This is a genomic window from Pedobacter sp. (genome assembly GCF_040513095.1).
Classification (GTDB): Bacteria; Bacteroidota; Bacteroidia; order Sphingobacteriales; family Sphingobacteriaceae; genus Pedobacter.
Genome location: NZ_JBEVDX010000042.1, coordinates 33,761 through 56,922, shown reverse-complemented (window position 1 = coordinate 56,922; position 23,162 = coordinate 33,761). Strand labels below are relative to the sequence as shown.

Annotated in this window: 19 protein-coding genes; 18 read left to right on the top strand and 1 reads right to left on the bottom strand. The window is 46.0% G+C overall.

Features of this window, described 5'->3' with window-relative positions; translation table 11 throughout:
* Positions 1-9: 9 nt before the first annotated feature.
* From ABWY16_RS06065 to ABWY16_RS05990, 16 genes are all read left to right on the top strand, one after another.
* Positions 10-1,107: a glycosyltransferase gene (locus ABWY16_RS06065; RefSeq protein WP_353903754.1), complete on the top strand. Its 1,098-nt coding sequence runs from the start codon at positions 10-12 to the stop codon at positions 1,105-1,107.
* Positions 1,108-1,122: 15 nt separating this feature from the next.
* The gene (locus ABWY16_RS06060; RefSeq protein WP_353903753.1) at positions 1,123-2,364 is read left to right on the top strand and encodes a DegT/DnrJ/EryC1/StrS family aminotransferase; all 1,242 of its coding nucleotides are present in this window, start codon (positions 1,123-1,125) and stop codon (positions 2,362-2,364) included.
* A 12-nt stretch (positions 2,365-2,376) separates the two neighbouring features.
* On the top strand, positions 2,377-2,970 hold the full coding sequence (locus ABWY16_RS06055) for a sugar transferase (RefSeq protein WP_353903752.1): 594 nt from the start codon (positions 2,377-2,379) through the stop codon (positions 2,968-2,970).
* Positions 2,967-4,061 carry a glycosyltransferase gene (locus tag ABWY16_RS06050; RefSeq protein WP_353903751.1) on the top strand — a complete coding sequence of 365 codons (1,095 nt, stop codon included), beginning with the start codon at positions 2,967-2,969 and terminating at the stop codon, positions 4,059-4,061. The genes ABWY16_RS06055 and ABWY16_RS06050 overlap by 4 nt, the downstream gene beginning before the upstream one ends.
* Positions 4,058-5,275, top strand: coding sequence for an O-antigen ligase family protein (locus tag ABWY16_RS06045; RefSeq protein ID WP_353903750.1), 1,218 nt, complete (start codon positions 4,058-4,060; stop codon positions 5,273-5,275). The genes ABWY16_RS06050 and ABWY16_RS06045 overlap by 4 nt, the downstream gene beginning before the upstream one ends.
* Positions 5,268-6,392, top strand: a complete 1,125-nt coding sequence (locus ABWY16_RS06040; RefSeq protein ID WP_353903749.1) for a glycosyltransferase — start codon at positions 5,268-5,270, stop codon at positions 6,390-6,392. The genes ABWY16_RS06045 and ABWY16_RS06040 overlap by 8 nt, the downstream gene beginning before the upstream one ends.
* A 3-nt stretch (positions 6,393-6,395) precedes the next feature.
* Positions 6,396-7,460, top strand: a complete 1,065-nt coding sequence (locus ABWY16_RS06035; protein WP_353903748.1) for a glycosyltransferase — start codon at positions 6,396-6,398, stop codon at positions 7,458-7,460.
* 22 nt (positions 7,461-7,482) lie between these two features.
* Positions 7,483-9,324 carry an asparagine synthase (glutamine-hydrolyzing) gene (gene asnB, locus ABWY16_RS06030; protein ID WP_353903747.1) on the top strand — a complete coding sequence of 614 codons (1,842 nt, stop codon included), beginning with the start codon at positions 7,483-7,485 and terminating at the stop codon, positions 9,322-9,324.
* Positions 9,325-9,348: 24 nt separating this feature from the next.
* Entirely contained in the window at positions 9,349-10,467 is a 1,119-nt protein-coding gene (locus ABWY16_RS06025) for an NAD-dependent epimerase (RefSeq protein WP_353903746.1), read from the top strand.
* A gap of 415 nt (positions 10,468-10,882) precedes the next feature.
* Complete coding sequence (locus ABWY16_RS06020; protein ID WP_353903745.1) at positions 10,883-12,253, top strand: pectate lyase family protein; 1,371 nt, start codon at positions 10,883-10,885, stop codon at positions 12,251-12,253.
* A gap of 134 nt (positions 12,254-12,387) precedes the next feature.
* Entirely contained in the window at positions 12,388-13,530 is a 1,143-nt protein-coding gene (locus tag ABWY16_RS06015) for a glycosyltransferase family 4 protein (protein ID WP_353903744.1), read from the top strand.
* Positions 13,531-13,537: 7 nt separating this feature from the next.
* On the top strand, positions 13,538-14,488 hold the full coding sequence (locus ABWY16_RS06010; RefSeq protein WP_353903743.1) for a hypothetical protein: 951 nt from the start codon (positions 13,538-13,540) through the stop codon (positions 14,486-14,488).
* Positions 14,485-15,561 carry a GNAT family N-acetyltransferase gene (locus tag ABWY16_RS06005; protein WP_353903742.1) on the top strand — a complete coding sequence of 359 codons (1,077 nt, stop codon included), beginning with the start codon at positions 14,485-14,487 and terminating at the stop codon, positions 15,559-15,561. The genes ABWY16_RS06010 and ABWY16_RS06005 overlap by 4 nt, the downstream gene beginning before the upstream one ends.
* A 12-nt stretch (positions 15,562-15,573) precedes the next feature.
* Positions 15,574-17,484, top strand: a complete 1,911-nt coding sequence (locus tag ABWY16_RS06000; RefSeq protein WP_353903741.1) for a polysaccharide biosynthesis protein — start codon at positions 15,574-15,576, stop codon at positions 17,482-17,484.
* A 46-nt stretch (positions 17,485-17,530) separates the two neighbouring features.
* On the top strand, positions 17,531-17,923 hold the full coding sequence (locus ABWY16_RS05995; RefSeq protein ID WP_353903740.1) for a helix-turn-helix domain-containing protein: 393 nt from the start codon (positions 17,531-17,533) through the stop codon (positions 17,921-17,923).
* 295 nt (positions 17,924-18,218) lie between these two features.
* Positions 18,219-19,745 carry a right-handed parallel beta-helix repeat-containing protein gene (locus ABWY16_RS05990; protein WP_353903739.1) on the top strand — a complete coding sequence of 509 codons (1,527 nt, stop codon included), beginning with the start codon at positions 18,219-18,221 and terminating at the stop codon, positions 19,743-19,745.
* A gap of 50 nt (positions 19,746-19,795) precedes the next feature.
* Here the strand turns inward: ABWY16_RS05990 and ABWY16_RS05985 are convergent, their stop codons facing one another.
* Positions 19,796-20,689: a beta-1,6-N-acetylglucosaminyltransferase gene (locus ABWY16_RS05985; protein ID WP_353903738.1), complete on the bottom strand. Its 894-nt coding sequence runs from the start codon at positions 20,687-20,689 to the stop codon at positions 19,796-19,798.
* Between the two features lie 127 nt (positions 20,690-20,816).
* Between ABWY16_RS05985 and ABWY16_RS05980 the strand changes: the two genes are divergently transcribed.
* Both ABWY16_RS05980 and ABWY16_RS05975 read left to right on the top strand, forming a co-directional pair.
* Positions 20,817-21,959, top strand: a complete 1,143-nt coding sequence (locus ABWY16_RS05980) for an acyltransferase family protein (RefSeq protein ID WP_353903737.1) — start codon at positions 20,817-20,819, stop codon at positions 21,957-21,959.
* Positions 21,960-22,348: 389 nt separating this feature from the next.
* A complete protein-coding gene (locus ABWY16_RS05975) occupies positions 22,349-23,158 on the top strand; it encodes a polysaccharide biosynthesis/export family protein (protein ID WP_353903736.1) in 810 nt (269 codons plus the stop codon).
* Positions 23,159-23,162: the final 4 nt, after the last annotated feature.

The following is a 23,162-nucleotide window of genomic DNA, read 5'->3' as shown; positions in this document are numbered from 1 at the left end:
CCAATTACCATGGCAGTTTCCAAAATCTATTTTGTGATCAATACCCTGCAAAGGGGCGGTGCAGAACGTGTGCTTTCTACGCTAAGCAATAGTTTGAGCAGGCGCGATTATCAGGTAACAATAGTTTGCATGAACCAGGCGCTAAGGGGTTACCCCATTGCCGAGGACGTGAAAGTTGTGACTTTGGTGAACCGCAACAAACCGCAGAACCTATGGCGCCGGATTGAATATGGCGTAATGACCGGTTGCCGGCTTTTCAGGCTGCTGCTCCTGGACAGGCCCTCCTGCGTGATTTCATTCATGACCAGCGCCAATCTCTGGACAGGTCTTACCTGCGGGATAGTAGGTATCCCCTATATCGTATCTGAACGTACAACGCCTGAGCTTACTATCCATCAGTTGAGCAAATTTCATAAATGGCTGTCCTATCATATCTACAAAAATTCCAAAGCTATCGTTATCCCTGCAAGGGGCATAGAAGAAGCTATGAAGCACGAATACAAGTTTAGGAGGCTCCATAATTATCACCTCATCAGGAATCCTGTGTATGAATTTAAGCCTTCCGCACGGAAAGGGGTCCATGAGCGCAAATTTATCCTGGGGATAGGCAGGTTGTCCTATGAAAAGGGGTTTGATCAGCTGATCCAGGCCTTTAGCAAGGTAGAGGTGCGGAATATAGACCTCCTGATTATTGGCGTGGGCGAAGAGCGCAGCAATCTGCTGGCACTGGTCCGGCAGCTGGAACTGGAGGACAGGGTATTTCTGCTGGGGGCAAGAAAAGATGTGGAGCACTATTACCGAGCTGCAACATTGTTTGTTTGCCCCTCCCGCAATGAAGGTTACCCGAATGCACTGGTAGAAGCCATGAGCAATGGCTGTGCCTGTGTAGCTATGAACTGTGAATTTGGGCCCGCAGAGATCATTGAACATGGGCACAATGGGGTGCTGGTGCCAGACGGCGACCTGAAGCAGCTGACAAAAGAGATCTTCAATGTTTTATTTGACAATACATACAGGGCCGCTCTGGGCCGGAACGCCAGCCGCATTAAGGAAACCAATGCGCTGAACCTCATTTCCGATCAATGGGAAGAACTAATCAACACTTAACCTAAAATTTCTATTATGAATATTCCTTTTTCACCCCCGTTCATTGATCAGCTGGTGATTGATGAGGTCATGGATTCCCTGAAATCCAACTGGATTACCTCTGGTCCCAAAGTGAAGGCCTTAGAAACAGAAATGGTGCAACTGACGGATTCCAAGGCTGCAGTATGCGTAAACTCCTGGACATCGGGAGCAATGCTGATGCTCAAGTGGTTTGGCATTGGCGAGGGGGACGAGGTCATCGTACCGGCCTATACCTATTGTGCAACGGCATTATGTGTGCTGCACTGCGGTGCCACCCCGGTAATGGTAGATATTTTGGATGATTTTACAATTGATCCTGAGAAAATCAGGGCCAGTATAACCCCGCGGACAAAAGCTATAATCGCTGTTGACATTGCCGGCCTGCCCTGCCGCTACCACGATATACAAAAGATGATGGCGGCACCGGAGGTAAGGGAAAAGTTTGTGCCCCGGGGCCCGGAACAGGAACAGCTGGGCAGGATCCTGCTGATAGCAGACGCGGCACATTCAATAGGCGCGCAGTACGATGGAATGCCTGCCGCAGTGCAAAGTGATGTAGCTATCTTCTCTTTCCATGCAGTGAAAAATATCACCACAGGTGAAGGCGGTTGCATTTGTTTGAACCTCCCTTACCCATTTGATCATACACAGATATACCAGTTCCTGAAACTGTTTTCCCTGAACGGCCAGAATAAGGATGCTTTCAGTAAGTCGCAGGGAGGAAACTGGCGCTACGATATCCTCTGCAAAGGGTATAAAATGAATATGCCCGATCTCTGCGCCGCAGTGGGGCTGGCACAAATCAAAAGGTATAAAAATTTCCTGCTGCCCCTCCGGAAAATTATTGCACTGAAATACTGCGCCGCCTTTGCGGGTTACGACTGGTTTACTGAACCGCTGCTGAAAGATGAATGCCGCGAAGCTTCCTATCACCTTTTCCCATTGCGCATCAAGGGTATCGGCGAGACAGAACGCGACATGATTATCGATGAGCTGGTTACCCTGGGCATTACGGCCAATGTACATTTTATACCTATGCCTATGCTCAGCTATTTCAAAAGTCTGGGATTTGCAATTGGCGATTACCCAAACAGCTACGCACAGTATGCCTGTGAAATTTCATTGCCGATATATCCGCAGCTGAGAACAGCTGAAGTTGAATATATCATCGAAGGCGTCATCTCTTCGGTACAGAAAACGCTCAAAACTGCACCAGTTGCAGATCCGCTCAACTAAAATTTCATTCTGATGAATGCAAAAAGATTATTTGATATCCTTTTCTCGCTGATAGGAATCATTTGTATGCTCCCCCTGTGGCTGCTGGTAATGGCCTGCCTGAAACTTGATTCTGCCGGACCGGTATTTTATACCCAGGTGCGGGTAGGGCTTAACCATAAATGTTTCTGGCTGATCAAGTTCAGGACGATGTGTACCGGTGCGGATAAGAAAGGCTTGCTGACGGTGGGAAAGGACAACAGAATCACTGCAGTTGGGGGATGGCTCCGCAAATACAAGGTTGACGAACTGCCTCAGCTGATCAATATCCTGAAAGGAGAGATGAGCTTTGTGGGGCCGAGGCCGGAGGTACCGCATTACGTGGATATGTACAATGACGGACAGCGCAGGGTGTTAAGCGTAAAACCAGGCATTACCGACTGGGCATCGATCAGGTATATAAGGGAAAATGAGCTGCTGGCCGGCGCCGAAGATCCGGAAGCGTTTTATATACAGACCGTAATGCCTTCCAAAATCAGTCAGAACCTGGAGTATGTAGACCATCACGATCTGTGGACGGATTGCAAAATCATCAGTTATACCATTAAAAATATTTTGATCCAATGAAAATTATCCGTTTCCTGGACTGGCCGCCAAAGCGGTATTATGGCGAATCGCACCTGTTTCACCGCTGGAAGAGACAGCTGGCGCAACGCGGCTACAAAGTGGAGCTGTGTTATGACCATCTGCAGCCGAAACTGCAAAATTCTGAATGCCTGATCATCCATTCCCGCTACTTTAAAGAATGGCAGCACCTGCCAACCAGAAATCCGCAGAACGAGGATGCGCTGCTTGGCTGGTTGCAGCAGTGTAAAAAAGGGGTTGGCCAGCTGATCTGGTTTGATGCGGCAGATTCTTCGGGATCAGCAGATTTAGGATTGCTGCCCTATATAGACCTGTTTCTAAAGAAACAGCTGCTGCGGGACCGGAGTTATTACACCGGCAATCATCCGAATACCAATCTCAGGGTATGGTTGCCGGCACTACCGGATGGCCCTGCGCTGGAGGGAAGGCCGGAATTTGTAACCTGTGCAAGCACTGATCTGCCAAGAATACGGCTGGGCTGGAATGTAGGCCTCAACGATTACCGCTATTACGGGTACAAAATGACTAAGCTGAGCAATTTTCTGGGCTATAAGTTACACCCTCTGGATTTTACGGACACTTCAAAACCCCGTCCGCTGGACCTGGCCTTCAGGGGGACGCTTCACGGTGATGTAAATAACCAGCAGCAGGTATCGGCCCAGAGAAACAAAATCATTACGCTGCTGCAGCGCCTGGAAAGAAATGTGTCTGCAGGGCCACTGCGGGGCAGGCCCGCATACCTGAAGGAACTCAAAACCACAAAAATTGGCATCAGCCCTTTTGGATGGGGTGAAATCTGCTCCCGTGATTTCGAAAATTTTATCGCAGGCTGCCTGCTGGTAAAACCTTCGATGGAGCACCTTGAAACCTTTCCAAACTTTTTTGTGAAAGACCACACCTACATCCCGGTGCGCTGGGACCTGGCGGATCTGGAAGAGCGCTTAAACCATATCCTTGATCACTATAGTGAATACCAGGCTATAGCAATTACCGGGCAGCAACACTTTGCACAGCTGTCAAGCGACCACGAAGGTTTTATCAACCATTTGGAACAAGCCATCAAACCCTTATGAATTTACCAAAAATAGCCCTGATGATGCTTTACCTGGCTTCATTAGCTTACGGGATCTTCCTGACGGATATTTTCAGGTTGCCTGCACCACTGGTGTTTTGCGTTCCGCTGGTCTTTTTCTACAGGGAACTGCACAGCAGGTTTAGGTACAGCAGGGAAGTAGCCTGGCTCTGCATTGCGATATTTCTTTATCAGGTGGTTGGCCTCAATACCATGAATAGCTTTTTCGCCATGGTCATTACCATTGTGTGCTGTGCCCTGTATTTCAGCTATTTTGTAAACAACAATGCCGGGCGCTTCATCTGGTCTGTATGGATATTTTATGGCCTGCTTTTCCTCTCCTCCCTGGTGATGGTGGCCAACCACTTTTATCCCCAGGTGGATAACCTGAGGGCAATTATTCTGGGCGCTCCTGTAATGCAAAGTCCCGCGGGGATTTCTCCAACTGAATTTGGCTATGGCTATCAGCTTGCTGCTTTTGCCCCTTTTGTGCTGATCAGTACTTTTCTGTTTAACAAAAGCCTGCTGCTGAAAGCTGCGGTGTTTATGCTCTGCCTGCTCTTTGTATTTCTTGGATTACAGCGCTCTGCATTTGTAGGCTTTGTTTTAGCTGTTTTGCTGTTCCTTGTCTTTTACTATGGTTTCAGGGCGATTCTTCTCGCTGGCCTTATGGCTGCCCTCTGCGTAGTCTTCCTTAACGTTAGCGGCGGCAACAAGATGATGGGCACTGACAATATATTGAATAAAAATGAGCACAATGATGAAGCAAGCAACCGCTCTGACCTGGCCAGAGAAAACCTCAGGATTTATGCAGAATATCCCTATGGTCTGATTTTCTATGGAAAAGACTGGGGGGATGTGATCTACAGAAACTATACCTTCTCTGCCGGGATCACCTCCCATAATGCATACCTGATGTTTATTACCTATTTGGGGCCATTCCTTGGGATTGGATTGCTCGCAACAATCTATCTGCCCCTGGGCAAAATTGTGCTGAAGAGTTTCAGGAAGAAACATGAGCCCGGGCAGGCCATGATGCTCTGCCTGATCTTCTCCTTCATCAGTGTATCTGTAAATGCGCTTTCCCATAACCCCTGGCTGTTTAGTGCCGACGGGCCAACACTATTTTCTTTTTTTGCCATCCTGCACTGCTATCATCTCCAGAAGGAAGCTGCAGGGGAAGAGACACCCATTCAAACCTTAAGTTATGCCTGATACTAAAATTATCCACGTTGTAGGTAGCCTTGATCATGGCGGAGCGGAACGTTTTGTAACGGACCTCTGCAATGAACTCGCCAGGAAACCCCTGGACGTAATTCTGGTATCGCTCTGTGAAAATGCGGTAAATGACAGCCTGATTGACCAGGTCAGCGAGCGGGTACAGTATGTTTCGTTCTCCAAAAAGAAGGGCTTAAGTTTAGCCGTGCTGCTTAGGCTTACCCAATGGCTCAGGAAACAGCGGCCAACAGTGGTGCACAGCCATCTCAACAGCAGTGAATACCTGATGTTTTACCGGCTGATCAGCAGGAGAACTTCATTTTACCATACCCTGCACAACGTTGCCGAAGAGGAATGCCCTGAGTTTCCGCTAAAGCTGATCAGAAAGATCTTTTACAGTTTAAATATGGTAACCCCGGTAACCATCTCTGCCGAGTGCAGTGATTCCTACCGGCGCTATTATCACCTGAAGAATGACCAGATGATAGAAAACGCAAGGAACACCATACAGCCAACTCCTTTAAGGGCATCGCTGGAGAAAATATATAAATACTCTCCCGACGAAATCCTGCTGGTGCATATCGGCAGGATATCGATAGAGAAAAATCAGGCTTTGCTGATCAGGGCGGTAAAAAGCCTTAACCAGACGGAAGCAAAGAAATGCCGTTTGCTGATGATAGGAGAGATCAAAGACGCGCTCCTGTACCATAAGCTGCTGAGCCTGGCAGGGGGCGATCCCCAGATTGAGTTCCTGGGCCTGAGAAAAAATATTGCGGATTACCTGAGCATAGCTGATGCATTCTGTCTGAGCAGCAGCTGGGAAGGTATGCCCATATCCTTAATTGAGGCAATGTCGCTGGGATGTATACCGGTTTGTACTGCTGTGGGCGGTATACCGGACATGATTACTGACGGATTTAACGGTTTCCTGAGTAAACCTGATGACCTGAATGCCTACAGAAATGCATTACGGAAGATCATCAGGGGAGAAAACCTCAGTAAGCTGAGCAAAAGAACTGTACAAACTTACCGGAACAGGTACCAGATCGGCATTTCTGCCGGTAAATACCTCAATATGTATTCCCATGAAAACCGCCAACACGATACCAGATAAACTATGAATGCATCATCTGTGAAAAGAGTTTTAATGCTTACGCCTTCGATGAGTAAGGGCGGTGCAGAAAAGCAGCTGCTTAAAATTGCACAGTACCTGCGCAGCAGGGGCCATGAAGTGAAGATTGTGTCGCTCACGCCCATCAACGAGTTTGGTGAGGTAATCAGCAATTCGGCACTGCCCTTCGTCTTTCTGAAAAGCTGGAAAAAGAGCCCCTACAGCAATTACCGGCAGTTGTTCCGCGAGTTCAGGGATTTTAAACCTGAAGTGGTGATTTCATTTATGTTTATCGCCATCATCTTTGCAAGGTTGCTGAAACACTATTTTGGTTTTAAGCTGATCTCTACCATCAGGATCTCGGTATTGCCATCCAAATGGTTTTTGCCATTTCAGCTGACAAGCGGTGATGATGCAATTGTATATAACTCAACCGGTGTGCGGATGCTTTTTGAGCGCAAATTTCCGCAGCTCCGCAGGGGAAGGGTAATACACAATGAGATCAGTTTGCCGGAAAAGGTTCAGCGGCGGGCAGCACAGCGGCCCTTTACCTGGGTTTGTGTGGGCCACTTTCGCTGGAAGAAAGATTATCCTACATTATTTAAAGCATTGGCCAGGCTCAAACAAAGGGATTTTAGGATAATCATAGTGGGGGAACTGAAAGGTGCGCGCTGGCCGGAGGATATGCTGTGCCAGCTGAAGCTCGGATCAAAGGTAAAACTCATGGGATTTGTAGCAGATCCCGGTAAGATCATTGAAGAGGCCGATGCCTTTGTGCTGTCATCCTTCTCAGAGGGGATGCCCAACGCAACCCTGGAGGCCATGGCACTGGCAAAACCTGTAGTGGTAACAGATATCGTTGGCAACCGTGAACTCATCAAATCATCGGAGGGTGGTTTGCTGTGCAGGCCCTGTGATGAAGCAGATCTGGCTGAACAGATGCTCAGCATAATGGAAATGACGGCTGAAGAGCGGATGGCAATGGGAGAACGGGGGCGGCAGTTTATCAGCAGGTATTTTAACAAAAAAGCGATTATGCAGCAATGGGAAGACCTGCTGGCAGAAGTATAATCAGCGGATCAACCCTAAAACTATGTGTGGAATATTTGGTACGATTAATTATCCTGTTGCGGTATCTGAAGAAGAGGTGTACGCCCATCTGCATCACCGCGGGCCCGATGAACAGGGCAGCTTTGTAAAAAAAAGCGTAAGCCTTTACCATACCCGGCTGGCTATCCAGGACCTAAGCGAGAATGGTAAGCAGCCAATGCAGTACCGGGGCCTGGTGATCACTTTTAATGGTGAGATCTATAATCATCTTGAATTGAGGAAGAAATACGGGCTGGAGGCTGAGTCTAATTCTGATACCCTGACTATCCTGATGCTCTATGAGCTGATGGGTATGAAAATGCTGCAGGAACTGGAGGGGATGTTTGCCTTTAGCCTGTATGATGAAAAGAATGCAGTGGTCTATCTTGCAAGGGACAGGGCAGGGAAAAAACCGCTGTACGTCTATAATAATCACAAAGCATATGTTTTCTCATCCTCTTTAAACCTGATATATAAGGTTTGCAAACCTGACCTGGATTTCGGTTCACTTGCTGCCTGTCTCTATATTGGTCACCATTACCGGAAAGACACGCCCTATACCGGAGTTGAGGAACTTGAAAACGGGCACTACCTGAAGATCCACACTGGCGGGGATTACAGCGAGAATGTACGCTGGTTTAACATCGCAGAGGCTTACCAGAAAAATCATGAGCTGAGTGCACATGATACGGAGCTGATGGTAGATATGATGCTTAACCAGGCCGTGAGGCGCAGGATGGAAAGCTCCGACCTGTCAGTAGGATCGTTCCTAAGTGGAGGTATTGACAGTGGAATCGTCACGGCAATGGCTGCTGGCCATACCGGAAAGCTCAAAACCTTTACCGTCAGGGTAGAGGGAAGTTTTGATGAAAGCGCAATAGCAGCAAGCGTGGCCGAAAAATATGATACCGACCATACCGTAGTGGACATTGATTTCAATCACCTTGAGCAGGACATTGAGCAGATCCTGTCCAACCATGGGGAACCAACATCAGACAATTCGGCGATTCCCAGTTACTACGTGGCAAAGGAAGCAAAAAAGCACATTACCGTTGTATTGAACGGTGATGGTGCTGATGAATTATTTGCAGGCTACCGCAGGTATGTTCCCTTCAGGCATTTTGACTTCTTTAACCAGGGTAACCTTACGCGGAAAACGGCTTCATTCCTCGCTGCAAGTCTGCCGGTTGCGCATCAGAAAATGAGCGGTTATACTTACATGTACAGATTGCTGAAGTTTGCGAGTTATGAGGACCTCAGCAGCATTTACTGCTCCTCATCGGCCGACCTGTTTGTGGGCTTTGAGGACCAGTTTGTGCAGCAGCCCCGGCTAAGCAGATTCAGGGACGATCTGAAGGAGATCAATGCGTATCCGATTTCATCCCTCAAAAAAGTGATGCTCATGGATTTTGAATCCATGTTATCCGGCAGGCTCCTTCCAAAAATGGACATCGCCACTATGGCCCATTCACTGGAAGGGCGCAGTCCGTTTCTCTGCAAGGAGCTGCTGGAGTTTGTGCCCGGTATGCATGATAATTTTAAAGTACGCAATTTCAATACTAAAGATCTGCTGAGGGGCCTGGCCAGGCGATACCTGCCAGCGCAGGTGAGCCGGCAGCCCAAAAGGGGATTTGAAATCCCCTTGCAAGGTTGGATGGATAACCAGCTGAAGGATATCGTATCCACGTATCTCTATGCTGCAGATGCTTTTTATCCCAAAATAGTAAAAAGGGAATTTATCATAGACCTGCTTGAAAAACGCATTCCTATATCCTCAGAAAGAAGGGCGAAAATACTTTTTGCTGTATTTAGCCTGGATGTCTGGTACAGAAACCTTCCGCAATAGTAAACCAAATATAAAAACAACGTTATGAGAATACTAATTACAGGTACTGCCGGATTTATTGGCTACCATCTGGCAAAATTCCTGCTGGAAAGAGGTGATGAAGTGATTGGCCTTGATTGTCTGAACGACTATTATGATGTGAACCTGAAATATGCCCGGCTGCAGGAGTCTGGTATTCCAAGGGACGAACTGGCATACGGCAGGCTGGTGCAAAGCAGCAGGTACAGCAATTACCAGTTTATCAGGCTGGACCTTACGGACCACAGCAAGTTGAAAAAGGTGTTTAAAAGTTTCAGGTTTGATGCAGTTTGCAACATGGCCGCACAGGCAGGGGTAAGGTACAGCCTCACAAATCCCAAAGCCTATCTTGATGCCAACGTAACCGGTTTTGCCAACCTGCTTGAATGCTGCCGCGAACATGCCATCCGCCACCTGGTGTATGCAAGCTCATCCAGTGTATATGGATTACACAAGGAAATGCCCTTCTCTACCAGCAACAGTGCAGAACATCCGGTGTCATTGTACGCGGCCTCCAAAAAAAGCAATGAGCTGATGGCACATGCATACAGCCATCTTTTTCAGATCCCTACCACCGGCCTGCGGTTTTTTACGGTATATGGTCCCTGGGGCAGGCCTGATATGGCATTGTTCCTGTTTACCAAAGCCATTCTGGAAAACAAACCGATCGATATCTATAACAATGGCTTTATGAGGCGGGATTTCACCTATATCGATGATATTGTGGATGGAATTGCCCGCGTGGTAGATTGCCCCGCGCAGGCCAATGACAACTGGGATGCAAAAAATCCTGATCCTGCGAGTTCCTCAGCCCCTTACCGCATATTTAACATAGGCAGGGGCAAGTCGGTAGACCTGATGGATTTTGTAACACATATCGAACAAAAGCTGCAAATCAGTGCTTTAAAGAACTTTATGCCTATGCAGAGCGGAGATGTGGAAGATACCTGGGCAGATATTTCGGCTTTAAATGCCCAGATGAATTATCTTCCGAAAACTTCTGTGGCCGAAGGAATTGATCAGTTTGTCAATTGGTATCTGAAATTTTACAACATTAGTACCCAAAATTTACCAAAAAAACAGCCTGTTTCAGCAACTTTGAATTCCGGATTTTACCTGGCATAGTAATTGAATATTTTTCACTTTTACAGTTATTTGTTTAGCGGCGTCAAAAATGTTTAAAAACTATGACACAACTAATACGATAAGACACATCATTTGTTGCAACATATACCTGCCCCACAGGCCACTTTAATTTTTTAATGGGATTCTGAGATTTCTGTGACAAAAAAAGTTCAGAAAATAAATGTCACCGGAATTTTTGTTGCTAACTCTCAATTCAGCTGTGTTTCCCTGAAATAAAGTTTAAGTTTTTCGCAAATAATCTTATAGTATTGCGGTTAAATCGCATTTTACCGTCAATTCCCAAAAGTTGTTTGGATAGCCTTTACATACTGAAAATCAGTAGACTGACCTATTTTTTGAAGTACGCAATGTTTCGATTTGAAGCGTTAACATTGTGGACACTTCAAAAAACTATATGAACTTCAAGAAACAACTTACAAAACGAATGGCGATGAGCTTCCTGTTACTATTGGTGATGATAACTTTTAGTAAATGTAAAAAGAGCTCGGATTTTACAAGAGAGACAGTGGCGCTGACCACTCCGGATGCTTCAAGTGTTGTGGCCGCAACTGGCACTACCACAATTAAAGTAGACCTCAGCACTGCAAAAAAGGATGAAGGCTATGCTTATAAGGCCTTCGGGATTCAGGGGACAGGTGATGCAGTAGGAAGCACAGCTTCAATACTGAAGCTGTATGAAAACGGCAAAGAAATTGGCCCGGCCCACGCAGCCCATGCTACAATCAGGACTACGGGAAAAGGTGCCTTCAGCCACTGGGGAACAGCCTTATACTTCTCTGCATCTGATAACACAGATCCGAGAACTAACGGCCGTACCTATACGTATACCTTAGGTACTAAATCAGATTCCAATACCAGTACACCGGTGGCTCTGCCTTCGACTGACAAAATTATCGGTTACGCAATGCAGGGTGGTACTACTACCGGTGGAGCAGGAGGAAAAACTGTTGAGGTGAATACCCTGGCTGGTTTGAAAGCTGCGGTATCTTCTAACGACCCGCTGATTATCCGTGTATCAGGCTACATTAGCGGTACAGGTTACATGAATGTGAAATCGAACAAAACGATTTTAGGCGTAAAAGGACAAGTCCTGGAAGGCGTAGGTCTACTGATCTATGGTACCAACAATGTGATCATCAGAAACATGACGATTAAAAATGTAGTTACGTATTCCAACATCGTGGTCAAAGAAGATGCACACCATGTTTGGGTTGATCACTGCGACCTGTCCTCTGACCGTAACCATGGATGGGATTATTATGATGGTTTACTGGATGTGGGCCGACGTGCTGATTACGTGACCTTTTCGTATAACAAACTCCATGATAATAACGTAGCCATGCTGATTGGTTTTGGAGACGACGGAACGGAAGATATAGGTCACCTGCGTACAACGATTTATGGTAACTATTTCTACAACGTTTCTGAACGTCAGCCTTGTACCAGATTTGGTAAAATGCACGTCTTTAACAATTATCTGAAAAACAGTTCGGGTTACGGAATTGGTATAACCATGGATGCAGTTGTAAGAACTGATAACAACTACTTCGAAGGACAGCACTTTCCGATTTACTCGGAGTTTAACTCTAAACCTGGTTTCGTGAGCGGCGCAAATACCAATATTTACGTTAGCAGCGGTGCCAATAAAGTTTCTACAGCAGCCTCTTCATGGGTGCCGGACTATGAGTACAAATCTGTCCTGATTCCTGCAGCGGACGTACCTGCAATGGTGACAGCAAATGCCGGAGCAATACTTAACCTTTAAATCCCGGAATAAGGCCCCGCGCCTTTAATTAACAGATCTGATAACATTAAGGCCAGTCGTAATTACGACTGGCCTTAAATATTTAACCGGTACCCGGGCGGTGCCGGAAATTGTTCTTTGTAAATTTTTATTGTATGGAAAAGAATAGGAAGGTGATCCTGATCTCCTGTGATTCCCCGCGCTCCTTACTGGATTTCAGGGGTAAGCTTATTGAGGCTCTGGCAGCCCAGCACCAGGTAAACATTTTCACACCCGCAATCGGCCAGCCGGCCATCAGGCAGCAGCTGGAGGAAATGGGCGTCAGCATCTACGAAAACGCATTGGAGCCCAGTACCGTACATATTTATGCTGATCTCCTGTACCTGCTGGATCTTTTCCGCCTGCTGAGAAAACTGCGCCCGGATGTTTTCTTTCCCTATACCTTCAAACCTGTAATCTACGGCGCCATTATGGCCCGCCTGTGCGGGGTGAAGAGAATAACGCCCATGCTTACCGGCCTGGGCTACAATTTCTCGGGATATGCCGCGAAACTTACGCCGCTGCAGCGGATCACCAGGTTTTTACTTAAACTGAGCCTGCGGTCGCACGAGAACCTGCACGTGATTTTTCAGAACAAGGACGACTGCAGTAAGTTAAAGGAACTCGGAATCATCGGCCCCAGGAACAAGGTGCATGTGGTGAATGGCTCTGGTGTCGATCTGAATTATTATCCCTATACGCAGCCAAACTGCGGCCAGCTGACATTTCTGATGATGGCACGCCTGATTAAAGCCAAAGGAATTCAGGAATATTATGATGCCGCAAAAATCGTAAAAAACAAATTTCCGGATACCAGGTTCAGGCTGATCGGGGCCTACGAGAAAAACGTGGATACCATAAATGAAGAATTGTATGACCGGCTTTTAAATGACGGGGTCATTGAATATCTGGGTCTTGTAGAGGACGTCAGGTCCTTCATCAGCGATTCATCGGTGGTAGTGCTGCCTTCTTATTATGGCGAAGGTGTTCCGCGCTGCCTGCTCGAAGCAATGGCTATGGGAAGGCCGATTATCACCTGTGATTCTGTAGGCTGCCGCGAAACGGTAAATAAACTCAAGAGAAAGGCCAATGGCTTTCTGATCCCGGTAAAAGATGCACAGGTGCTGGCCAACAGGATGATGTATTACATCCGCCATCCTTCAGAAATTATCCGTTTCGGGCAAAATGGAAGAAAATATGCTGCCGACAAGTTTGATGTGCAGAAGATCAATTCTGAAATGATGAGCATTCTTACCTGAAATAATTATGAAAGCAATTGGCGGATATCTTGATTTGCAGCTGAGCAGGGGCCGTGAACTTCATCATGATATGATCAGGCTGAATACCGGACGGAATGCGCTGGAATATATCTTAAAGGTAAGGCGGTACAAGCGCATCCATCTGCCCTATTTCTGTCCGGACGGACTGATGGAGCCCATCAAAAAGCTGAAGATACCTTACGAGTTTTACACTATTGACGAGCACCTTGAACCGGTGCCGGACTTTGTGGTAGGGGAGCAGGAATGTATGCTTTATATCAATTACTTCGGTGTCAAAGGCATTACTGCTGAACAGCTGAGCCGTAAGTACCCGAATGTGATCATTGACAATTCACAGGCCTTTTTTGCAAAGCCCCTGGCCGGAATTGATACATTTTACAATTGCCGCAAGTTCTTTGGCGTGCCTGATGGCGCTTATCTCCACACGGACAGTATTGTAAAGTTAAAAATGGAGAAAGACTACTCCCACGGACGCTGCGGCCATCTCCTCAAGAGTATCGATCTGGGAACTGAGAAAGCCTATCCGGATTTTATAAAGGATGATGAGGCACTGTCAAACTGCCCCCTGCGCAAAATGTCTGCACTGACGCAGCGGATGATGGCCGGTGTGGATTATAAATACTGTAGTTTCAGAAGGACTTCCAATTTCTATTTCCTGCATGAATACCTTGCTGCGGTAAACGACCTGGTGTTTGAAAGCGGGGTTATAGACGGACCAATGGTCTACCCGCTGGTGATCAAAAATTCTGCTGTGAGGGAAACCCTCATTGCCAACAAAGTTTATGTAGCCACTTACTGGCCTAATGTACTGCAATGGACAACCAGAATGATGTATGAACACTACCTCAGTACCAATCTGGTTGCACTTCCCCTGGACCACCGCTACAATCATACAGATATGAACAGGATTATTCAACTTATCAAAACATGTCTATGACTACAAATGAGGCACAAAACACTATTGGGACCACAGGAGTTTTGGGAATCGAAGACAGGGAGCAATGGATAACTTTGCTGGAACAGGCAGTAACGTACGATTTTCCCCATACCTGGTCTTACCACAACCTTCACCGGGACTACGGCAAGCCGCTGTTGTTTGTGTACAGGGAAAACGATCATTTCGTGGGCATTACCTTTATCAAAAGGAAAGTCCCCAACTTTGATTGTTATGATCTGACTTCTGTATATGGATACTCCGGGCCTTTTTCCAATGTGCCCTTTACTGAGCTGGGACCAGCTTATGCCGAACGTTTCAAAAACGCCTTTCAGGCCTTTCTGCAGGAAGAAAAAATAGTGACGGTCTTTTCCGGATTAAACCCCTTTATGGACCAGCTTCCGCTGCTGAGGGCCCTGGGGGGAATAAAGGACAATGGCAAAACCGTAGTGATAGATCTGAGGCTCAGTTTAGAAGACCAGCGGCGGCAATACCGGCGTAACCTGATGACCAAGCTGAATGCCGGCAGGAAAAGAGGCTGGAAGCTGAGAGAAGGCGGCACGGCCGGCGATATTGAAGTATTTGTTGAGCTCTATGGCTCGGCAATGGAGCGTCTGCATGCCTCTGCAAGGTATAGATTTGATGCAGCGTATGTTGCCAGACTGCTGTCGGCAACAGATTTTGATGCCCATATGTTGTTCCTGGACGATGAAAATGGTTATCCTATATGCGCTACGATAGTGATTGCGGAGGGGAGAGTGCTCCAGGCATTCCTGCTGGCCACCCGTGATGAGTACCGTTATCTTTCACCGGCCAAGGTGCTCACTGAAGAGATGACTTTGCTGGGCCGCGAACTCGGCATGCACTATTTTAACCTGGGAGGAGGACTGGGTTTTGTGGAAGACTCCCTCTATCACTGGAAATGCGGATTCAGCAAACTGACCCTCGACTATAAAACCTGGCGGTACGTAGCGAATGAACCGCTTTATGAAACGATTATCAGTCATTCCGGAATAGATCCTGAATCGGCTGCCGATTTCTTCCCCCTTTACCGTTTGGAATCTACTACACATTAACATTTATCAGATATGAAAAGAATATCATTTTATGACCGGATCTGGTCGCCATGGCTTGTTTTTATCATAGACCAGTTTATTTTAATGACAGCTGTGCTGGTCTCGGTGTTTATCCAGCAAAGTGTAAATTTTCAGGAGGTGTTTACCGGCAAAATCATCATCTGCCTCAGTATCTATAACCTGATTGCTGCTGCTGTATTTATTCCGATGAAGCTGCACACCGGGATTGTGAGGTATAGCAGTGTGGTGGATGTGTGGCGGGTTTTTAACGCGGTGCTGCTGGTGAGCCTGCTTTCGGAACTGATCATCGGTTTGATCCTGGCGCCCTATCTGAACATCATCCACCATTGGCTGAGTTCTGTTCTGATCATCAATTTTTTTATCTCTGCAACTGCACTGGTTGTAATGCGGATTACAGTTAAGCTCAGCTATCATTACCTGGAAGACCTGCAGATGGCTGGTAAGGAAGCGCTGCTGATTTATGGAGCAGACAGTTCTTCATTGCTGATTAAACATGGGCTGGATGCGTCGAGGGAGCGCAATTTCAAACTGCTGGGTTTTATTGATGACCACCAGAGCAAGAAAAACAAAATGATAGAGCAGAAACAGGTTTATGGTTCTGCCGCGATCCCGGGCCTGAAAAGTAAGTTTGGCGTACAGAAGATGATTGTACTGGAGCAATGTGCGGATATGGAAGGAAGGAAACGGGCCGTAGAAATCTGCATTGAACAGGGTATCCGCGTAATTTCAGTACCTGCCTCGAGCCATTGGCTCAACGGAAAACTGATCCTCAGCAAACTGCCGGAATTTAAAATTGAGGACCTGCTGCAGCGCAAATCCATAAAGCTTGACCGCACATGGGTTTGCAAGGGCATCAGCGGTAAGCGTGTGCTGGTAAGCGGTGCTGCCGGCTCGATAGGCTCCGAAATTGTAAGGCAGATACTGGCTTGCGATCCTGCAATGGTGATCCTTTGTGATCAGGCCGAAACGCCTCTCCATGATATGCAGCTGGAGATCAGGGAGCACTTTAAAGGGAGTATATGTAAGTTTTTTATTGTCAGTATGTGCAATTATGACAGGTTAAAGCAAATATTTGAGCGTTGGCGTCCTGAGGTTGTGTACCATGCTGCTGCATTAAAACATGTTCCGATGATGGAGAGCAACCCGGCAGAAGCCATTCGTACAAATATACTGGGCACAAGGTATCTTGCCGATCTGTCGGTACTTTACGGGGTAGACAACTTTGTGATGATTTCTACAGACAAAGCTGTCAACCCTACCAACGTTATGGGGGCCTCAAAAAGAATTGCAGAAGTTTATATTCAGTCGCTCCACAGTATGCAGGAAACCGGCACAGCACATACCAAGTTCATTACTACCCGGTTCGGGAATGTATTGGGGTCAAATGGGTCGGTAATTCCACATTTTAGAAATCAAATTGCACGCGGCGGCCCTGTGACTGTGACTCATCCGGATATAAACAGATACTTTATGACGATCGATGAGGCTGTGCAGCTGGTACTTGAGGCTTCTGTGATGGGAAAAGGTGGCGAGATTTTTATTTTTGATATGGGCAAGCCCGTAAAGATTCTTGATCTGGCGGTTAGCATGATCAAACTGGCAGGATATTTACCGTATTCTGATATCCAAATATTATTTACCGGCCTGAGGCCAGGGGAAAAACTTTACGAAGAATTATTGAACGATACGGAACTTGTATTGCCGACCTATCACGAGAAAATTAAAATCGCTAATGTTATGTTTTATCCTTACCATTATGTCTGCAGCCATGTAGACCACTTACTGTCACTGCTCAACGAGGGTGACAATGATGCTTTGCTCATCAAGAAAATGCAGGAAATTATTCCTGAGTATCGCAGTAACAATCAGCTTGTTACGGAGGTCAGCGAGATACAGGCCTAAACCAGATAATTGTACCCTAATACTATCTACAAAAACTGTCAAAAAAATGATTTCACAAAATGCTGGAGAAATAGTTGAATTAGCTGTTCGGAGGAAGAACATCAATATCAGCGAACTGTCAAGGAAAATGAAGGTAAACAGAAGGACGTTATACAACTGGTTTCAACAGGAAACCCTGACTTCTGCTGTGATCCACTCGATTAGTCAGGCCATTGATTATGACTTTTCACAGGAATTTCCTGAAGACTTTTTAACCAACCGCTCTACCTGCCAGAAGACGGTTGAAGAGGATAATGCAACGGAAGCCGGAGGACAACAATACTACTGGATGAAAAAGTATATTACGCTCCTTGAGGATTACCGGTTGCTACTGGAGAAATACAATAACAGTATCAGTCAGACGCCCGTTGATGAACGGCGGTACTATAAATATTCCTGACTGGATGTAATTGCTAAGTTATAAGGCCTGAAATTGTATGATTTCGGGCCTTTTTTTTGCGCCTGGTACTGGTTGCGGTTGCTGTTCCTCCCTGTATCCGGCAACCTGCTGAGCTTTAGAATGCCCGGGGCAGGGAAAAGTGTATTGGCGCTAGTGTGTATGGCAAAAAGTATGCAGGATTGAGATTTAATTTTTATATTTTTACAAATACAAACAATATCACACAATCCAGTGTAATACAATAGGTTGGATGTGTTTTCGTATATGTGTCCCGATACTCTCAAATTCCTGTGAAATGAAAAATATTCCCTTAACCTCCAAAAAAATTCAGTACGCTGCCCTGCTTGCCGCTGCTGTAATTAGCCCTCTCCTGATTTCTTGTCATAAGGATATTGCCACTAATCCCGTTCAGAATACCGCGGCTATAATGGCCGCGGGTACAAACGCAGCGGTGAATACGCAAAGTTTAGTCACGGGCAGTATACTAAGAGAGGTCTGGAACAATATTTCCGGCAATGATGTAGCCCAGGTTACGCTGTCAAAAACACCTTCTGCAACTACGTCGCTCAGCTCGCTGGAAGTTCCGGTAAATGTGGGGGAAAACTATGGGGACAGGATCCGTGGATACATCACTGCACCTGCAACCGGAAATTACACCTTCTGGATTGCTGCGGATGACGCAGGGGAGATCTGGCTTTCCGGTAATACGGATCCGGCCAATAAGGTTAAGATTGCTTATACGCTGAGCTGGAACAACAGCCGCGAATGGACGAAATTCGCCTCACAAAAATCCAAAGCTATAGCTTTACAGGCGGGCCAGAGCTACTATATTGAAGTACTGCACAAGCAGGGTGGCGGTGGCGGAAACCTTGCCGTGCAATGGACCTTGCCGAATGGCAGTGTGGAGTCGCCTATCCCGGGGACGCGTTTGTCGCCCTATACTGAGGCAGTGGCTACAGACCCTGCCTACACATCATCACCCGTGATATATTTATACGGACAGCATGATATAACTATCAGCGGTAAATTTATTACCGGGGGATCGGCACCACTTATCAAACTTACCAATTGTTACAATATTCATATCACCGGAAACAAACTGACAAATGCCGGCAACGTTGGAGTTTACCTCTATAATTGTAACAACATCACCATTGATAACAATTATTTCAGCAAGGTGAGCTCAGGCGTATATGCCGATCATACCCAGGGGGGGATAGTAGTAAATAACAACCAGTTTCTGAATATGATGGGCCCTTTTCCAAGGGGCCAGTTTGTGCAGTTTAACAATGTAAAAGGCGCAGGCAGTTCCATCAGTAATAACAGGGGCGAGAATATCATCGGGCAAAGTTATGCAGAGGATGCCATCAGTCTCTATCAAAGTGCCGGCACATCGGCCAGTCCGATTCTGGTAAAGGGTAACTGGATCCGCGGTGGCGGCCCAAGTGAAAGTGGTGGCGGTATTATGCTGGGCGACAACGGGGGCTCATATCTTTATGCTTCTGATAATATCCTGGTTAATCCCGGACAGTTTGGAATGGCCATTTCCGGTGGCAGCTATATCACCATGGTAAACAACTCAATCTATGGCAAACAGCAGTCGTTTACCAATGTGGGTATCTATGTGAACGATATTGGCGGCTGGAAAACCTCTAACTGTAAGGTGACCGCCAACAAAGTGAAATATTACAACAAAACCAATTACCAGAATAATGCATGGCTATCGCCGAACAGCGCGAAGCCCGAAGGATGGGATGCGAATTTATGGGGCGCGGCGGTAGATGAATCTATGCTACCTGCGGTGATCATTACAAAGAAATAGGCTAAAATTACAGCTCCCGGTAATCCCGGCCATGTAAAAATGGCTGCGGATTACTTTTGAACGTCGTGGATGTGCAGCAAGCGCTCGTCTATAAGCTCCAGAATTTGTTCGTCCTGCACTCCCTCAAATTTCCTTGCAAAGAGCGAGTTGGTTTTGGAGAGCTCGTCCATGTCCTTCACTGTGAGAACTTCCGGATGTGCATTGTCCAGTTTTGCCCAGTTAATGTAACGCAGGTTATCTTTACAGATACTGTTTTTGAGCCTTGGATCTGTTGCGTTCAAAAGGATGATATGAAAGAAAAGCTCGTCAGGGGCAAAGGTGAATTTGTGGAAATTCACATAGTCGGGATGAGCTTTGATAAAGTTGAGGATATAGTTAAGCGCATACATATCGATCGTCCACCATTGTGATCCGCAGTATGGAATGAGATCAGGGGGTAATTTTCTCGCCAAAACAGGAACGTATGTGGACACCAGGTTTACAAACTTGGAGACCAGGAGCGATAATCTGTCGATACCAAAGAAATATTTGCTGTAGCGGTAGGTACCTCCGGATTCCCAGCGTTTATAATTGGGCAAAGTAAAATAGTCCAGAAAAACGCTGTATTCTGAGTTGCTCAGGAACTGGTCTATCTGCGGGTTACTTTTGATAGGGTAATCCTGTCCGCTCAGCAGGCTGATCGCTTTAAAGTCAATGCCGGTATCTTTGATATCCTGCAATGCATTTAAGGTGGCCTGTGCAAGGCTGAAACCTCCCCATGAGGTAGATATCCGCTTGATCAGTGTAACATGTTTACGTTTGGCAAGCGCGGCATATTTGCTTGGAAGAGCAGTTTTTAAGTCGACATGAATAAAAAAGAAGGAGTTGCCATCTTCCAAACGCTCCACCATGCGGATCAGATGGTCGAGGTTTTTGTGAGCCAGGATGATGTATGCTTTTTTCATTTTGCGGTAGACTAGTTACTACTAAATCGTTTAAATATCGATAAAGTTTTAAGTTTTTTAATTAATTATTTGAGTATTAATCCTTTTACAATCGATTTTCTGGCCTATTTTTTGGCTTTTTAGCGGTATGCAGGAAACTCATAGTGCAATTCAGTCGGCAGAAACCGCGTCCCGGACGGATTCCCAGCAGAAACGCAGGGAAAAACCGAATTACGCCTTTGTAGACTGGATCAGGATGATCAGTATGGTTGGCATCATCTGGGCACATACCCCGGGATTTGCCGGCGGCACCAATTACCTGATGCTGGATAATGTTCCGGTATTCCTGTTTTTTATGGATTTCTTTAAGTTTGGGGTCATTTGTTTTTTCATGATCTCGGGATTTCTGCTTGCCGGCAAGATCCATACGGAGCCTCCGCTGGAATATTTCAAAAGGAGGATGATATCTACCTTCCTGCCTTATATTTTCGCCTTTGCAGGGATTGTGCTGCTGTTTATGTTTAAATCGTATGTGATGCACATGCCGGGAGACCTGAGTTTAGGTGCCTACATAGTTGATATGTTTTTAAACTCAGCTTTATGGTTTTTGCCCAGCTACTGGCTTTCCCTTGTTGTGATCATGTGCTTCAGGAAATACCTTGACAATAAATATTTCGGGATCTTTCTCCTGCTGGTTACGCTGGGGCATACCTGGTATTTTGCCTATTCTGTAAATGCCCAGTCGCATGTACATGCGCTTTTTGGATTTATCCTTTATCTCTGGCTTGGCTACTACATCGCCCGTGCTAACCTTGCGCGTTATATCCGCAAAATCCCTGTCAGCAATCTAATTGCAGGATGTGTGCTCCTGTATATCCTGAGCAGCCTGGAATCTGTTTCCATGTGGCGCAATGGTTTCAATGAACCGCTTAGTATACTGCGGATCAGTAATCAGCTCTACTCAGTAATGGCATTTATCACTATGATGCGGCTGTTTGATCAACCTGTCGTTTCGAAATGGATGAATCCCCGTAAGGAAACATTTGGCATTTATCTTTACCATATGTTTGCGCTGGCCCTGCTGGTATTTTTGTTGAAAGCCCTTGCGAAATTTAACATCAATACCTTCAGCCTTGACATTGCTGTATTCCTTCCCTGGTTTATCGTTAAATTTATCTTTGTATATATAACGACACTCGTTATTGTTAAAGTTTTGCTGCGCCTGAACATTGGTTTCCTGAATTATGCAGGTGGGAGAAACAACAACCTGAAAGTTGGGGTTAGCGACTAAAATTACCCGATTTGTGGCCATCGTACTATTTTTAAGACATGGAAAGTGTGTAAAGTACACACCATAATGTGCTGAAAATTTGCGGGATATTGAAAAGATATTATACTTTTTAAGGAAATTTTAAAATAAGTTGATTTATTTTTTCAGAACCGCAGTTTAATAATTTACTCAATTTTACTCACAATGGGGGGATTTGTTCCGTGCTGATCAGGTTGATGGATACCACCCTTCGGAATAAAGACCGCTCAATGCATTTAGAAGGAGTTTTTTTACAAAATGCAAGAATTGAGATCACAATTTTGAGTAGACCGGGAGACTAGCATAATTTTTGAAATGGCAAAAAAAAGGCCTGATTATGGCATAGGAAATTGCATAAACTAATTCTACTCATGTTCAAAGGATTCAAACTCAGCGCTCGCGGAACGGCGCTTACACTTTTAGTGATCATCTGCTCTGAAATGTTACTTAGCTCCTGTGCAAGTTCTAAAAAGACAGTTTACTTCGCAGATCAGCAGGATGCAGTCCTGAAATCAGCCAATATTCCATCCAAGAACGTGATACAGGCCAATGACCTGCTGAGTATTGCAGTAACCAGTTTAAACCCCGCAGCAACAGAAATTTTTAATAAACCAAATAATTCTTATGTAAGCAGCACTGGTTTAGGCGGTATTAACCTGAGCTCTCCGGGATACCTGGTAAACGAACAGGGTATGATCCAGTTTCCTGTTTTGGGAGACCTGAAAATTGAAGGCCTTACCACAAACGAACTACGCCTGAAGATTACCAACGAACTTGTTGGCAGAAAACTGCTGGTAGATCCTATTGTCATCGTCCGCCAGCTGAACTTTAAAGTTTCTGTACTGGGAGAGGTTTCGAGACCATCAGTAGTGAATGTGCCCAGTGAAAAAATTTCCCTGCTGGAGGCACTTGGCCTTGCAGGTGATATCACTATCTATGGCAGAAAAGATAATGTAATGATTATCCGTGAAGAGGACGGCGTGAAAAAGATCAAAAGGATCAACCTGAACTCCAGTGAAATCTTCGAGTCTGAATACTATTACCTGAAGTCAAATGATATAGTTTACGTTGAAACCAATAAAGCAAAGGTTGCAGGTTCTACCCGAACGTCGCAGCTGCTGCCGATAATTTTAAGCGCACTGTCATTTGGTGCGATCATTATTGACCGTATAGCACGATAAAAGA